12 protein-coding genes are annotated in these 15,944 nt (G+C 33.3%); 10 read left to right on the plus strand and 2 right to left on the minus strand.

All coding sequences use genetic code 11. The features are described 5' to 3' along the window. The first annotated feature begins 39 nt into the window (after positions 1–39). The 7 genes from Q0912_RS01065 (at position 40) to Q0912_RS01095 (ending at position 7,804) form a co-directional block, all read left to right on the plus strand. Entirely contained in the window at positions 40–768 is a 729-nt protein-coding gene (locus Q0912_RS01065) for a type III pantothenate kinase (RefSeq protein ID WP_299111059.1), read from the plus strand. Then, the gene (locus Q0912_RS01070) at positions 768–2,090 is read left to right on the plus strand and encodes a hypothetical protein (RefSeq protein WP_299111061.1); all 1,323 of its coding nucleotides are present in this window, start codon (positions 768–770) and stop codon (positions 2,088–2,090) included. The genes Q0912_RS01065 and Q0912_RS01070 overlap by 1 nt, the downstream gene beginning before the upstream one ends. Positions 2,091–2,104: 14 nt before the next feature. Continuing rightward, positions 2,105–3,475 (plus strand): hypothetical protein, encoded by a 1,371-nt coding sequence (locus Q0912_RS01075; RefSeq protein WP_299111063.1) that lies wholly within the window; start codon positions 2,105–2,107, stop codon positions 3,473–3,475. After that, a complete protein-coding gene (lptC, locus tag Q0912_RS01080; protein ID WP_299111065.1) occupies positions 3,475–4,041 on the plus strand; it encodes an LPS export ABC transporter periplasmic protein LptC in 567 nt (188 codons plus the stop codon). Before Q0912_RS01075 ends, lptC begins: the two co-directional genes overlap by 1 nt. Before the next feature lie 36 nt (positions 4,042–4,077). Beyond that, entirely contained in the window at positions 4,078–4,269 is a 192-nt protein-coding gene (locus Q0912_RS01085) for a hypothetical protein (RefSeq protein ID WP_299111067.1), read from the plus strand. A 3-nt stretch (positions 4,270–4,272) separates the two neighbouring features. Then, positions 4,273–5,562 (plus strand): hemolysin family protein, encoded by a 1,290-nt coding sequence (locus Q0912_RS01090; protein ID WP_299111069.1) that lies wholly within the window; start codon positions 4,273–4,275, stop codon positions 5,560–5,562. A gap of 94 nt (positions 5,563–5,656) precedes the next feature. Next, the gene (locus tag Q0912_RS01095) at positions 5,657–7,804 is read left to right on the plus strand and encodes a SurA N-terminal domain-containing protein (RefSeq protein WP_299111070.1); all 2,148 of its coding nucleotides are present in this window, start codon (positions 5,657–5,659) and stop codon (positions 7,802–7,804) included. 55 nt (positions 7,805–7,859) lie between these two features. Here the strand turns inward: Q0912_RS01095 and Q0912_RS01100 are convergent, their stop codons facing one another. After that, positions 7,860–8,780, minus strand: coding sequence for a GYDIA family GHMP kinase (locus tag Q0912_RS01100; protein ID WP_299111072.1), 921 nt, complete (start codon positions 8,778–8,780; stop codon positions 7,860–7,862). After that, on the minus strand, positions 8,781–10,082 hold the full coding sequence (locus Q0912_RS01105; protein WP_299111074.1) for a hydroxymethylglutaryl-CoA reductase, degradative: 1,302 nt from the start codon (positions 10,080–10,082) through the stop codon (positions 8,781–8,783). It abuts the gene before it with no gap. Positions 10,083–10,230: 148 nt separating this feature from the next. Here Q0912_RS01105 and Q0912_RS01110 point away from each other — a divergent pair, with 148 nt between their 5' ends. The 3 genes from Q0912_RS01110 (at position 10,231) to Q0912_RS01120 (ending at position 15,913) form a co-directional block, all read left to right on the plus strand. Continuing rightward, a complete protein-coding gene (locus Q0912_RS01110; RefSeq protein WP_299111076.1) occupies positions 10,231–12,462 on the plus strand; it encodes a S9 family peptidase in 2,232 nt (743 codons plus the stop codon). Between the two features lie 29 nt (positions 12,463–12,491). Then, positions 12,492–14,048 carry a peptide MFS transporter gene (locus Q0912_RS01115; RefSeq protein WP_299111078.1) on the plus strand — a complete coding sequence of 519 codons (1,557 nt, stop codon included), beginning with the start codon at positions 12,492–12,494 and terminating at the stop codon, positions 14,046–14,048. 77 nt (positions 14,049–14,125) lie between these two features. Continuing rightward, a complete protein-coding gene (locus Q0912_RS01120; RefSeq protein ID WP_299111080.1) occupies positions 14,126–15,913 on the plus strand; it encodes a peptide MFS transporter in 1,788 nt (595 codons plus the stop codon). The last annotated feature ends 31 nt before the right edge of the window (positions 15,914–15,944 follow it).

Genomic DNA, 15,944 nt, shown 5'->3' on the forward strand with positions numbered 1-15,944 from the left:
AAAATTTGATTTTATAAATTTGTCTTTTATTAAATGCTTATGAATCTTATAGTTGATGTTGGAAATACTTTTGTAAAGTTTGCAGTTTTTAAGAATAATAAACTCATCCATAAAGTAAGTTTTAAGCTTTCGGAATTTAAAAAACAATATAAGTTGTTAAAAACCGATTACCCAAAACTAAAGAATGCCATTATTTCTTCCGTAGGTCGCCTATCAAAAAAGCATATTGAGATTATTGATAAGGATATAAAAGTGCTTCAGTTAAATTATAAAACAAAATTACCTTTTAAAAACCTATACGAAACACCAAAAACTTTAGGAGTAGATCGCATAGCATTAGTGAGTGCCTCAGTAAGCCATTTTCCTAATAATAGTGCGTTGATTATAGATGCTGGCAGTTGCATTACTTACGACTTTGTTACCAATAAAAACGAATATTTTGGTGGTGCAATTTCTCCAGGAATAGTATTACGTTATCAAGCCCTTCATAATTTTACTGCTAATCTTCCGTTATTGCAAAGAGACCAGCCCAAAACAATTATAGGCAACTCTACAGAATCATCCATTCATTCTGGTGTTGTAATAGGTGTAATTAAAGAAATTGATGGTGTTATAGACCAATATATAGCAAAACATCAAGATTTAACAGTTATTTTAACAGGAGGTGATGCCATTTTTTTGTCAAACCAATTAAAAAATAGCATATTTGCGAATTCAAATTTTTTGTTAGAAGGTTTGAATTTTATACTAGATTTTAATTCAAAATAATGATAAAACGACTCATTGTAATTTGCATTACAATTATAGGTTCTGCTACTTTTGCACAACAGGGAACAGCATCTCCATACTCATTTTATGGTATAGGTAGCCTTAAATATAAAGGTACTGTAGAAAACCGTAGTATGGGAGGTATTGGCGTGTACATTGATAGTATCCATGTTAATCTTAGAAACCCTGCTGCTTATGTGGGTAAAAATATAGAAGCTTTACCTTTTGAAGGTGAAAGTAGGCCAGTAAAATTTACTGTTGCAGGTACGATGTCTGATGTTAAGTTAAAAGGCAATTTTGGCGAAGCAGAGACAAATACTTCTACATTCGATTATCTGGCATTATCAGTTCCTGTTGGAAAATTTGGATTTGGATTTGGTTTATTGCCATACACATCTGTAGGCTATAAGCTAGATGACATTAATGATAATAATGATTTGGTTAATAGATTTGATGGTGAAGGTGGAGTGAATAAAGTATTTGCAGGTTTTGGATATAAAATATCTGATAAACTAAGTGCAGGTGTAGATATACAATATAACTTTGGTAATATTCAAAACACAGCATTAGCTCTAGAATATAACCCAGAAGGAGAACTAGTGGAATATCAAACGAGAGAGTTTAACAGATCAGATTTAAGTGGTATTAACTTTAATTTTGGATTGGCATACAAAACAATGGTATCTGATAAATTAGAATTATCGGCAACTCTAGCTTATGCTCCAGAAACTAAATTAGACTCTGATAATCAACGTACATACTCTACAGTAACGTTAAATCAAAGTACGTTTGATGTTATAAGAGTATTTCAAACAGAAGATGCAGACCTTGAGTCTTTAAATTTAGATAGAACCCAACTAACACTTCCGTCTCGATTAGCTATTGGTGCTGGTATAGGTCAACCAAGGTCTTGGTTTGTTGGTGCAGAATTCACCACTCAAAACACCAGTGATTTTTCTAATCCCGTTTTTAATAATACTAATGCGTCCTACGAAAATTCCTCTCAAATTGCTGTTGGCGGATTTTATATTCCTAACTACAACGCCTTCTCTGGCTATCTTAAACGTGTGGTTTACAGAGCAGGATTTAATTACGGTAATACAGGTTTGGTAATAAATGATGAGTCAATTAACGAGTTTGGCATATCTTTTGGTCTAGGTTTACCAGTTGGAGATCGAAGTTTATTTTCTAATGCTAATTTTGGCTTAGAGTTTGGAAAACGAGGGACAACAAACCAAAATTTAGTTGAAGAGAATTTTATAAATTTTAACTTAAGTTTATCTTTGAACGCTAGATGGTTTAGACAAAGAAAGTATAACTAACAATAAATAATAAGATGAAGACGAGAATTACGATACTATTATTAGCATTATTTGCAGGTTTTAACATCGGTTTTGCTCAGCAAGATGAGGAATGTATGAACAATCTGTCGATTTTTGATAGTTACGTTAAGAGCAAGAAATATGATGATGCTTATGGACCATGGAATATTGTAAGAAACAAGTGTCCAAAATTTAACAGGGCAATTTATGTCCACGGGGTAAAAATTTTAAAGCATAAAATTAAAAACTCTGCTGGAGCTGATAAAGTAGCACATATTAACGATTTAATGCTGCTACATGATCAAAGTAGAGAACATTTCGCCTCTAAATATGAACTAGGTGAGATATTAGAAGATAAAGCTAACTTAGCGTACAAGTACAAAAAAGATTTAGGTAAAACTAATGAGCAGCTTTATGCAATGTTTGAAGAAGCATACCAAAAGGATGCTAAGAATTTTACTAACCCACAGGCTTTATACACTTATTTTTCTTTAGCGGTAGATATTTACGATGCTGGTGCAAAAACATCTCAAGATGCACAAAAGATGTTTGACAAATATGATGATGTTATCGAGTTGATTGAGGGTATAGAAAAATCCCATACAGAAGAGCTCAATAAATTAATTGAAAAGGAAGAGTCTGGTATAGCTTTAACTAAGAAAGAAGTACAATATAAAGACTATTACCAAAAAAGTCTCGAAGCTTTAGAGAAAGTTACAACAAGTATGGATCGCAAACTTGGTGATAGAGCTACTTGCGAAGTGCTAGTGCCATTATACAAAAAAGATTTTGAGCAAAACAAAACTAATGGAGTGTGGTTACAACGTGCCATGAATCGTATGTATGCTAAAGGCTGTAAAGAAAATCCATTATTTTTACAATTGGTAGAACAAAAGAATAATATTGAGCCAAGTGCTGATACAGCATTATACCTTTATTTACTGAGTGGTGATAAAAAGTATTTTGATCAATTTTTACAGTTAGAGAAAGATCCTTTGAAAAAGGCTAAGCAATATAAAAAGTTAGCTAATGAATATAAAAGTAAAGGAAGTTACAGCAAAGCAAGACAATATTATATGGAAGCTTTAAAACTAAACCCGTCAGATGGTTCTCCTTACTTAGCAATTGCTGCAATGTATGCAAAGAGTGCTAATAATTGCGGTGATAGTAATTTTAACAAGAGAGCTGTATTTTGGTTAGCTGCTATTGAAGCAGAAAAAGCCGGTAGAGTAGACGGTCGTTTAAAATCTGCAGCAGCAAAATCGGCTACTAGTTATAGGGCTAGTGCACCAAGTAAGGCAGATATCTTTAACTGTGGTTGTTCTGGTACAACAATTAAAATTGGTTGTTGGATTGGTCGCTCAGTTACTGTACCAAAAATTTAATGCAAATACAATATTCACATATTATAAAAAACTTAGTCACAGCATTTGTTGTGACTTTGTTTTTTGCATGTGAAAATGATTTTAATGACGTGCAAAAAGTTGGTGTGCTTCAAAATCAACCAGTTGGTGAAGCAGAAGACATAGATTTAAAATATACAGAGTTTAAGTTGGACTCAGTACGTCTATTGGCAAATCTAATTAGCCCAAAAATGTTAGATTATTCTAACAGAAATTTTCCGTTTAGGGAGTTTCCGGATGGTATCTTGCTAAAGATTTATGACGACAATAATAAGTTAACTACCATCACGTCTAATTATGCTATTTTCTACACGGAAACAAATATTATTGACTTAAGAGGCAATGTTACTATTACAACTCACGAGAACGAAACCTTAGTAACTGAGCAGTTGTATTATAACGAAAAACTAGAATGGCTCTTTACTAATAAGTCTTGGGTCTTTAATCGCACTGTTGGTCCTTTGCATGGTTTGGGTTTTGATTCTGATAAGGATTTTAAAAACTTTCAAATGCTAGAAATGGGTGGTGATTTTGAACTCGAGAATTAACTATCTTTACACTTTAATATAATAGATAACTAACTGATGAAAATTCTTAAATTTTTTCAATATGCATATATTTTCTTTGCTGCATTATTTCTGTGGGATGCCATTTCTAATTGGTCAGTAGATAGAAGTAGATCTTATATGTCACTTTTCTTTGCTGCTCTGGCAGTATTTATGTTCTTTTTTAGAAAACGATTCGGTAAAAAGTTTGAAGATCGTAATAAAAAATAGATCATGACTGTAGATATAGTAATTATTATAGCTACACTTATACTTTCAGCCTTTTTTTCTGGTATGGAGATTGCCTATGTCTCTTCCAATAAAATTCATATAGAACTAGAAAAAAAGCAAGACGATTTTTTGGGTAAAATTTTAGCGAGATTAACTGCTAAGCCTTCAAAATATATTGCTGCAATGCTTATTGGTAATAATATAGCCTTGGTTATTTATGGACTTAAAATGGGTGATGTTTTAGTGCATTGGTTTCAATCTCTTTTGCCCGCAGACAGTAATACCTTAAGTTATTTGTTAATTGATTTACAATTGCTCACTCAAACCGTAATTTCTACTTTGGTGATATTAATTACCGCAGAATTTCTACCTAAAGTGTTTTTTCAAATATATGCGAACACCTTACTCAAAGTTTTGGCATTACCAACATATATATTTTATATGCTGTTTTCCTGGATTTCGGATTTTGTGCTTTGGATTTCGGATGCAGTTCTTAAATATGTTTTTAAAGCCAAAGATGAAGATGTTGCTTTAGCAATGACAAAGGTAGAACTAGGTAACTACATTAGTGAACAGATGGAGTCAGTAGAAAACCATGACGATGTAGATAGTGAGATTCAGATTTTTCAAAACGCACTTGAATTTTCAGAAGTAAAAGCCAGAGAAGTTATGGTGCCACGTACTGAAATTTCGGCTGTAGATATTTCAGAATCTATTGATAATCTTAGGCAATTATTTATAGAAACCGGACGAACAAAAATTATTGTTTACAAAGATAATATTGACGATATTTTAGGTTATGTACACGCTTTTGAGCTTTTTAAAAAACCAAAAACGATCAAATCAATCATTATTCCGGTAAGTTTTGTACCAGAAACCATACTCATTAAAGATGTGCTCAATATTTTAACAAAAAAACGACAGAGTATAGCTGTAGTTATAGATGAGTACGGCGGAACATCTGGTATAATGACGGTCGAAGATATTATAGAAGAACTATTCGGTGAGATTGAAGATGAGCATGATACACTTGAAATGACTGAAGAACAAATTAATGAAAACACCTATAAATTTTCTGCAAGATTAGAGGTAGACTATCTCAACGAAACCTATAAATTAAACCTCCCCGAAAGTGAAAATTACGAAACATTAGGTGGTTTAATCGTTAATGCAACTGAAGAAATTCCGCAAGAAAATGATGATGTACAAATCGATAATTTTAAATTTACAATCGAAGAAGTATCATCTACAAAAATAGATATAGTACTTCTTAAAATTCTCGAAATCGATTAATACACTCCAATAGCTTATAAAAAGCAAATATCTCCTTTTATAATTTACTAGAAAATACTATTTTCGCAGACTTATTTATATCAAAAAGAAGACTATGGCAGTTTTAAATAAAATTAGACAACGTTCACTGGTGTTAATTGTAGTTATCGCAATGGCCTTATTTGCTTTTGTTATTGGTGATTTGTTTAGAAATTCTGATGCACTTACAGGTGCAGCTCAAGATGTAATCGCTACCGTAAATGGTAAAGACATTAATAGAACTGAGTTTCAGCAAAAAGTAAAGAATTATCAGGATAGAGCAGGAGGAAGAGCATCTAACACTCAAGCAATGAATGTTATTTACAATCAAGAGCTTCGCAAAATTATTTTACAAGATGAATTTGATGAGTTAGGCTTATCTGTAGAGAAAGATGAAATGCGCGATTTACTGAAAAATAGTTTTTCTTCATACCCGGATTTTCAAGATGAAAACGGCACCTTTGATGTTAATCGATTAAACGCTTTTATTGCAAACTTAAAAGATCTTAAAGGTGAAGCTGCTCCATTAGGTAATGTAATGGTTAATTACGAAAGTTGGGCAAACAATGAGCAAGCTATTGCTGCAAATGCGGTTCAACAATCGTATTACAATATGATTAAAGCTGGTATGAGCACAACTATCGCAGAAGCAGAAGATGAGTATCTGGCAGATGCAAAAACTGTTGATATCCGTTTTGTGCAGGTCCCTTACACCACTATTGCAGATAGTTTAGTGAAAGTTGCCAAGTCTGATGTTAAGGCTTACATGAAAGATCACGAAGAAAAATTTAAGGCAGATGCTACCAGAGAAGTGGTTTATGTAGAATTTAAAGAAGAAGCTTCTAAAGCTGATGAAGATGCTATCAAAGCAGAGTTAATAGCTTTAAAAGATGATAAAGAGGTACATAACCAAAATAGTGGAAATATAGAAACTGAGGTTGGTTTCAATAATGTTAAAGATGTTCAGGAATTTGTAAATTCTAATTCAGACATTAAATACGATGATTCATTCTTAAGAGCGGCACAATTACCTGCAGTTGCTAAGGATAGTATTATTAACATAGAAGTTGGTGAGTATTATGGGCCATATAAAGATGGAAACTATTTTAAGTTATCTAAAGTTATCGCTACCAAGCAAATGGCAGATTCGGTAAAAGTAAGACATATATTAGTGCCTTATGCTGGTGGACAAAGAGCTGATGCGTCAGTTACAAAAACACAAGTTGAGGCTAAAGAAACAGCAGATAGTATATTAGCAAAGATAAAGAGTGGTACTAAGTTTATGGATTTATTAGACTTATCCTCTGATAAAGTAAGTAATGAACAAGATGGTGAAATCGAATTTGCATATAATGCTAGTATGGCGCCAGAGTTTAAAGCGTTTTCTTTCGACAATAAAGAAGGAGATATTGACGTAGTAGGTACATCTTTTGGATACCATGTTATAGAGATATTAGAACAAAAAAGTTTTAATAATGCCGTTAAAGTTGCTACTATTGCTAGAAAGGTTGAACCATCGGATCAAACACTTCAAGATGTTTTTAACAAGGTGTCTAAGTTCGAAATCGCAGCTAAAGACAGTGACTTTAATGAACTGGCTAAGGAACGCGAACTAACCGTTAAGCCGGTTACGTTCAAAGAATTAGATGAAAATATGCCAGGTCTTGGAAGTCAAAGACAAGTCGTACGTTGGGTGTTTGAAGATGATACTGATATAGGTGATTATAAAAGATTCCCAGTTTCTAATTTTGGATTTATAGTAGCTAAACTTGTAGAGAAAAATGAAGAAGGTTTAATGAATATCGAAGATGCTTCAGTGATTGCTGCTCCAGAAATTAGAAAAGAGAAAAAAGCAAAACTGATCCGCGATAAGATTACCGCTACAACTATTGATGAAATAGCTAAAAACCAAAGCCAAAGTGCAAAAACTGCGGCAGCAGTAACTATGAAAAATACAACATTAGCTGGTGCAGGAGTAGAGCCTAAAGTTGTAGGTGCGGCTTTTGGTCTAGAGCAAGGTAAAGTATCTAAACCAATAGATGGAGAAAAGGGGGTTTATGTTGTAGAAGTGACTAAAGTAAATGAAGCGACTAAGCTGGATAATTACACATCAATAATGAATAGACTTAATACGGCCCGCAGAAATGCAGTTCAGAACAAAGTATATAAAGCTTTAGAAGAAGCCGCTGATATTGAAGATAATAGGGCTAAGACAGTTTATTAATCTTTAGTAGAGATAAGAACATTAAAAAAGACTTTACAATATTGTAAAGTCTTTTTTAATTAATTACCATTTCATTATAGGGAATAACAGTTTCATACCCTTTAGACTTAAAATAATCAACTGGATTGGTTTTTGAAGTAGCTAAAACAAAATCTCCTCCCCAAGCACCAAGACTTTTTACTGCACCGTCAAAATCTTTAAAAAGGCTTGACTTTACAGGTTCTAACTTAATTATTTCTGAGACTAAATTTTCATGTTTTACAATAAGGCTGTTAAACTCAGAAAGCGTTTCGCAATTAATTATTTGTTCTGTAATAGCGGTTATCGGTTTGCCTAAAGCAACTTTATCTTTATCATAAGTATTTAGTGTATAAGAAGACATACCCTCTCTACTATCTTGTTTTTGGTTGAGGTATACAAAGTAAAGATGTTCTTTAAAAGAGGGATTAAATGTTACGTTTTTAACTACTGGATTATAAGAACGATTCCATTGATAGATTATAGGTGTATTATTTTTTGCACAGGCAATATCATAGCCACTCCCGCCAAAAGTGTTGAATAATAGCTGATAAGCATTTACTTTAGCCCAGTTTGCTATATTATTTATTAATGTAGATGAGGTTCCTAAACCCCATTTTCTATTAAAATCTTGATGTGTTGTAATATTATAACCTTGATGAGTATTTAAAAACTTTGGATTTAAATGCTTAGCTTCTATTATAATTTGCCTAAGCCTAATCACCACATCTTTTCCTAATTGCTTTGTTACAAATTCAAAGTCATTAAAAGAAAACTCATGTTCAAACCAAACCTCTCCTAATTCATTATAACTTTTCCATGCTATCGTATTAGTATTATTTTTTTCTACAATTAAGCTTTGGCCATATATTGTTGGTATGGCTAATGCTTTTGCACCATCTAATACAACGTATTCTCCAGTGATTAATAATTTGCCATTGCTTCTAAAAGTTTTCATTTAATCCCTTAGATTTTCGATAGCTTCTACCACGGCATTGTGCGTTACAGTATTGGTCTTGAAGTATTCAATAAGTTTAGTTTTTTCTTCAGACGTGGCTTCAAATTGATTTAAAATATTCATAAGATGCATTTTCATATGCCCTTCTTGTATACCAGTAGTCGTTAAAGATTTTACAGCTGCAAAATTTTGAGCTAAACCAGCAACAGCAACAACCTGCATTAAGTCTTGTGCTGAAGGTTTTTCAAGCATCTCAAGAGAAAACTTAACTAATGGATGTAGGCTTGTTAAACCACCAACGGTTCCCAATGCTAAAGGAATTTCAATCCAAAATTTAAAAATATCATTATTAACAGAACAATGCGTTAAGCTCGAGTATTTACCGTTTCGTGAAGCAAAAGCATGTACGCCAGCTTCAACGGCTCTAAAATCATTTCCTGTGGCTAAAACAACAGCGTCAATACCATTCATTATTCCTTTGTTATGGGTTACTGCCCTATATGGTTCTATTTCAGCAATGTTAATGGCTTGTTTAAATTTTTCTGCAAATAATTGAGGGTTAACGATGTCTTTACTTTTTAATTCTATAATCGGGCATGAGACTTCAGCTTTAACCAAACAGTTAGGAACGTAGTTAGAAAGAATACTCATTACTATATCCAAATCACCTTCAAGAGTTGTTTTAGCTTCATTCTTAAATGTTTTGGCAAACTGCTCTAGACAAGAATTGATAAAATTTGCACCCATAGCGTCAAGCGTTTCAAACGTCGCATGCAATTGATAGTAATTATCTAAATCTTTAGACAGATCTTTTAATTCAATATCTAAAATACCACCACCTCTGCGCTCCATATTCTTTGTAATATCAGAGGTAGAGGCAATTAATTTTGGCTTTACTACTTTGAAATACCCTTTAAGCTTATCAAAATCACCATTATAAGTAAAATGGACTTGTCCGATTTTTTCTGTTGAAATCACTTTAGTTTTAAAACCACCTCTGTCCATCCAGAATTTAGCTGCCTTACTTGCAGCTGCAACAACAGAGCTTTCCTCAATAGCCATAGGAATAGTAAAAAGCTTATCATTAATTAGAAAATTCGGCGCTACACCTAAAGGTAAATAGTAATTGGTTATGGTGTTTTCAATAAACTCATCATGAAGCTTCTGAAGCTTTTTGTCAGAACTCCAATATTGTGTCACCAGTTTTCTTGCTGCTGCTTTATCAGAAAAATAAGTATCTAAAAGCCATTCAATCTTTTCAGATTTAGAAAGCTTAGAAAAGCCAGAAATAGCATTTGGCATAGGTTAATGGTTTTGAAAAAGCAAAGATACTTAGAATGGCATAAAATGTGTGCATTATCTAGCATTATTGCCGATTTACTGTTAATAATGCCTGTTTTTTGCATAATTTTTAGTAAACTTGGCATGGCTATAATGAAATAGAATTTTAATGAAAATAAGACACTTCGCTGCAATAGTAGGTTTTTTAACTACTGCCTTAATTTATTGTCAAGACAAACAGATTTCACTCGAAGCTATATGGAGTGGTGAATTTAGAACTGAAGGCATGCAAGCCTTACATTCTATGAAAAATGGAAAACAGTACTCAGTTCTTAATTTTGATAGAAATACAAGAACCTCTACAATAGATATTTACGATTATAAAACTTTAGAAAAAGTAAAAACCTTGGTGTCCTCTGAAGATATTTCAGAAATTCAAGGTTTTTTTGATTACAGTTTTAGCGATGATGAGTCTAAAGTAATTTTAACGACTAATGAAGTACCTGTGTTTAGACGCTCGAGACTGGGTGAATACTATGTATACGATCTTAAGACCAAAGCCTTAATTAAAGTTGCTGATGATTTGGTACAAGAACCTACATTATCACCAGATGGTACTAAAGTTGCCTATGGTTTTGAAAACAATCTTTATGTAAAAGATTTAGCTTCTGGTAAAGTAAAGCAAATCACTACAGATGGCGAAAAGAACAAAATTATAAACGGTATTACAGATTGGGTTTACGAAGAAGAATTTAGTTTCGTTAGGGCTTTTGATTGGAATGCAGATAGTAACTTAATTGCTTTTATTCGTTTCGATGAATCCGAAGTCCCAGAGTTTTCAATGGATGTTTTTGGTTCAGAATTATACCAGACTCAACAAGTGTTTAAATACCCTAAAGCCGGAGAAACCAATTCTAAAGTGTCTTTACATTTATACGATTTAGAGGCCAATAAGACACAAGCTTTAGAAGTAGACAAAGCATATACGGATTACTACATCCCAAGAATAAAGTGGGCTAAAGACGCTAATGTATTAAGTGCTCAGTATATGAATCGTCATCAAAATGAATTAGATCTTTGGATGATTGATACCTATGAAATGAGCTACGACTTAGTTCTTGAAGAAAAAGATAAAGCTTATATCGATGTAACATTCAACCTTACATTTTTAAAAGATAATAGCTTTATATGGACGAGCGAAAAAGATGGTTATAACCATCTTTATCATTATTCAAAAGAAGGGATGTTAATTAATCAGGTAACAAATGGTGACTGGGAAGTAACCAATTACTATGGCTTTAATGAAAAAGAGAATACAATCTATTATCAGTCAGTTGAAAATGGCTCAATAAACAGAGATGTATATTCTATAAAATTAAATGGTAAAAACAAGAAACGATTAACAAAAACTGATGGCACCAATAGTGCAGCGTTTAGTGCGGATTTTACGTATTTTATCAATACGCATTCTAGTGCTACAACTCCTCCAGAATATACACTACATAGCTCTAAATCAGGAAACCTTGTAAAAGGGATTAAAGACAATGATAAATTGGCTCAGAAAGTAGGAGACTATGTTACGTCCAAAAAAGAATTTAGTACCATAAATATTAATGGTAACGATTTAAATATGTGGATGGTTAAACCTGCAGATTTTGACGAATCAAAAACGTATCCACTCTTTATGTATCAATATTCAGGTCCAGGATCTCAGCAAGTGGCAAATCGTTGGAATGGTGCCAACGATTACTGGTACCAAATGCTGGCACAACAAGGTTATATTGTAGTTTGTATAGATGGTAGAGGAACAGGCTATAAAGGAGCAGATTTTAAAAAAGTAACACAGAACGAACTTGGTAAATACGAAGTTGAAGACCAAATCGCAGCAGCTAAAAAATTAGGAGCATTACCTTATATAGACGAAGAACGTATCGGGATTTGGGGTTGGAGTTATGGCGGTTTTATGAGTAGTAATGCTTTGTTTAAAGGTAATGATGTGTTTAAAATGGCAATCGCTGTAGCACCAGTTACAAGCTGGAGGTTCTATGACACCATTTATACAGAACGTTATATGACCACACCTCAAGAAAACCCTAGTGGTTATGATGAAAACTCACCAATAAACCATGTCGATAAATTAAAGGGCGATTTTCTTTTAATTCATGGCTCTGGTGATGATAATGTACATTTACAGAATACCATGCGCATGGTCGAAGCATTAGTACAAGCTGATAAACAATTTGAATGGATGATATATCCTGATAAGAACCATGGTATTTATGGAGGAAATACACGATTACATTTATATAAAAAGATGACCAACTTTATCAATAGAACTTTAGGTGATAAACTTAAAAAGGATGATAAAGAAGAAAAAGAAATGTCAAAGATTAAAGGTTAAACTAACAATAACTAACTAAAATAAATTATATGTCAACAGCAATTAAACAACCGCATCAAAAAGAACTATTTGGGCAACCGATAGGCTTGTATATATTGTTTCTAACAGAAATGTGGGAGCGTTTCTCTTATTACGGAATGAGAGCTTTATTAGTGCTATATATGACAACAGCTACAATAGGTGATGATAGAGGAGCAGGTTTAGGCTGGACAAGTAAAGAAGCTCTTGCACTATATGGATGGTATACTATGTTGGTTTATGTGATGTCTATCCCAGGAGGAATGATTGCTGACAAACTAATAGGTCAGAAAAAAGCGGTTTTAGTTGGTGCTATAATACTATGTCTAGGTCATGGAGTCCTTGTGCTAACAGATATTTGGGCTTTTTATACTGGTCTAGGTCTTGTGATTTTGGGAGTAGGTCTCTTAAAACCCAATATTTCAACTATGGTAGGTGGACTATACAAAGAAGGTGATATTCGAAGAGATAAAGGATTCAGTATCTTTTACATTGGGATTAATCTTGGGTCTTTATTAGCAACATTAATAGTAGGTTTAGTTGTTAAAGAATGGGGCTGGCATGCTGGTTTTGGTTTGGCAGGAATTGTTATGGTGTTAGGTTTAATTAATTATGTCTATGGACAAAAGTATTTAACACATGTAGGTAATTTTGTTGCACCGTCAAAAGATGACCCTGAAGAAATTTCCTACGGTAAACTGTATGGTAAACTAGCTACATCTTCAACCCAATTAGTGATTACAGTTATTTTAGCAATCTTATCTGGAATGGGGTGGTACTATTTAGGTTGGGGTTATGGATTATTGTTTTTGTTCTTAACTGCAATAGCAGCATTACTAATGATGATCTATAAAGATTTAGACTCCCAAGCATATAAAGATCGTTTCTTGGTATTGCTATTATCATTTATAATGGTCATCATTTTTTGGGGAGCCTTTGAACAAGCTGGTGGATTGATGAACTTGTATACTGAGACAAATACTGATAGAATGTTATTTGGATGGGAAGTACCAACTGTGATGTTTCAAAGTTTAAATGCAGGCTTTATTATCATATTTGCAACCATAGTTGCAGGTTATTGGGCAAAACGTAAGTTAAAAGGAAAAGAAGCCTCATCATTATTTAAGATGGCATTAGGTATTATAATAATGGGTTTTGGATTTCTATTTATGGTATTTGCAGCTATGGAATTCGAAAAGTCAGGATCATCAAGTATGTTGTGGTTGGTTTTGGCCTATCTCTTTCATACTATAGGCGAGTTATGTATATCACCAGTAGCCCTCTCTTTTATTACTAAATTAGCACCTTTAAAATATGCATCTTTAATGATGGGCGTCTATTTTGCAGCAACAGGTTTAGGGAATAAAGTTGCGGGAATTGTTGGTGAATCAGCTACTGATTTTGGTGAGAAGACGATATTTGCTGGTATATTAATATTCACAGTTATTGTTGGGGGATTATTTATCGCAATTCTAAAACCACTAAAGCGTCTAACTCATGGCGTTGAAGATCAAGAAAGAGACATGAAACATGAAGAAGCTGAAGGTTTTGAACTAGCAGATAATTAAAATATGATATAGAGCCCTTAGGAAATTTATTTCTTAAGGGCTTCTTTTTCTCCTAACTAAATATACTCTTAGAAATTATGAACACTGATATTGAAAATCTATTTAAAGACAAAGTAATAGGACATCCTGCTGGACTTTTTGTGTTATTTTTTACTGAAATGTGGGAGCGCTTTTCTTTCTACGGAATGCGGATTTTATTAGTCATATTTTTAACTGCGCCAATAATTGATGATAACCCAGGTTGGGGTTGGGCAAGAGAAAATGCATTGGCTTTAATAGGAACTTACGCTTCACTTTTATATTTAACACCAATAATTGGCGGCTGGATTGCAGATAAGATAACAGGGTATAGAATGGCTGTCGTTATAGGCTGTGTTATTATGACTCTAGGTCATGGGGCAATGGCTTTAGAGACTAAACCTATGTTTTATGTTGGTTTAGCTTTGTTAATTATAGGTACGGGATTCTTTAAACCAAACATTACATCAATAATTTCTGAGATGTATAAGGGAAAGGAGTCTAAAAAAGACGGTGCTTATACTATTTTCTATATGGGAGTAAATGCAGGAGCATTTTTCGGTATGATGCTATGTGGTTATTTGGCAGAAAATTTTGGATGGTCTTGGGGCTTTGGTTTAGCAGGTATATTTATGTTACTTGGTATGTTGCAATTTTGGTTGGCCGGTCCACTTTTTGGAAGTATTGGTGCTAAACCTTCAAAAGTACATGAAGTTGAATTACCTCAAAATATAAATGAAGATAGCCCAAAAGAAGACAGAGCAGAACCATTAGAGGAAGAAAAATTAAACCCATTTACTATGTTCGATAAAGTGTTAATGATTTTATCAGCATTAGGTGGTCTATTATATTTATTTAATGATCCACTTGAAAAAATTGAAGGAGTTAATTTGTTACCTTTTGAGATAGGTGGATTAAGTGGATCTAATGTCGTTGTTTTAGGAGCATTAGTATCGTTTTTAGTACTGTTAATTACTAGAATTGGGAGATATATACCAGTAGTTAGAGATAAGATTATCGCGGTTTCCGTTTTTGGTGTATTCACGGTATTCTTTTTTGCCTTTTTTGAGCAGTCATTAGGCTCTATGACCTTATTTGCAAGAGACTATACTGAAAGAGAGTTGGTTGGTAATTCTGCTATGATTTTTAAAATTGTAGATGCATTATTAACAACAGTGCCTCTAATAATTATTACATGGGTATTATGGTTATTAGCTAAAAAGACCTTTTCGCGAATAGGTGTATCCAATATTATTTTGGCCATTGCTTTTGCTGGATTATGGTATCTGGTAATTTTTAGATTAATGGATAAATTTTCGCAAGACGGAAATGAAGTCGATGCAACTTGGTTTGGTATATTAAATTCATTCTTTATAATCACATTGGCACCACTTTTCTCTAAATGGTGGGAAAGCAAATACAATCCTAGTGCAGCTATGAAATATGGTATAGGATTAATTCTTTTGGGACTTGGTTTTGCATTTTTGTCCTACGGTGCTTCAGGAATTCCTTCAGGAGCAAAAACAGCTTCAGTAAGTATGATTTTTCTAATTATAGCTTACTTGTTCCACACTATGGGTGAATTATGTATTTCACCTGTCGGATTATCCTATTTAAGCAAACTGGTGCCAGCAAGAATGATTGGGTTTATGTTTGGTGTTTGGTATTTAGCTATTGCAGTTGGGCAAAAAGCTGCAGGCACCATGGGAGGAATGATAGATAAAATATCTGAAAAATATTCACTCGGAACCTTCTTTTTAATATTTACATTAATCCCAATAGGAGTAGGGATCATTTCTATACTATTGAATAAAACTTTAAAGCGATTAATGCACGGAGTACGCTAATCAAAACCGTTAAAAACACTTAAAATGCTCC

Origin of the sequence: uncultured Winogradskyella sp., assembly GCF_947498345.1 — a bacterium.
GTDB lineage: Bacteria > Bacteroidota > Bacteroidia > Flavobacteriales > Flavobacteriaceae > Winogradskyella.

Coding starts and splice junctions, on each gene's coding strand:
- Q0912_RS01065 (WP_299111059.1), top strand. CDS start 40: ATGAATCTTATAGTTGATGTTGGAAATACTTTTGTAAAGTTTGCAGTT.
- Q0912_RS01070 (WP_299111061.1), top strand. CDS start 768: ATGATAAAACGACTCATTGTAATTTGCATTACAATTATAGGTTCTGCT.
- Q0912_RS01075 (WP_299111063.1), top strand. CDS start 2,105: ATGAAGACGAGAATTACGATACTATTATTAGCATTATTTGCAGGTTTT.
- lptC (WP_299111065.1), top strand. CDS start 3,475: ATGCAAATACAATATTCACATATTATAAAAAACTTAGTCACAGCATTT.
- Q0912_RS01085 (WP_299111067.1), top strand. CDS start 4,078: ATGAAAATTCTTAAATTTTTTCAATATGCATATATTTTCTTTGCTGCA.
- Q0912_RS01090 (WP_299111069.1), top strand. CDS start 4,273: ATGACTGTAGATATAGTAATTATTATAGCTACACTTATACTTTCAGCC.
- Q0912_RS01095 (WP_299111070.1), top strand. CDS start 5,657: ATGGCAGTTTTAAATAAAATTAGACAACGTTCACTGGTGTTAATTGTA.
- Q0912_RS01100 (WP_299111072.1), bottom strand. CDS start 8,780: ATGAAAACTTTTAGAAGCAATGGCAAATTATTAATCACTGGAGAATAC.
- Q0912_RS01105 (WP_299111074.1), bottom strand. CDS start 10,082: ATGCCAAATGCTATTTCTGGCTTTTCTAAGCTTTCTAAATCTGAAAAG.
- Q0912_RS01110 (WP_299111076.1), top strand. CDS start 10,231: ATGAAAATAAGACACTTCGCTGCAATAGTAGGTTTTTTAACTACTGCC.
- Q0912_RS01115 (WP_299111078.1), top strand. CDS start 12,492: ATGTCAACAGCAATTAAACAACCGCATCAAAAAGAACTATTTGGGCAA.
- Q0912_RS01120 (WP_299111080.1), top strand. CDS start 14,126: ATGAACACTGATATTGAAAATCTATTTAAAGACAAAGTAATAGGACAT.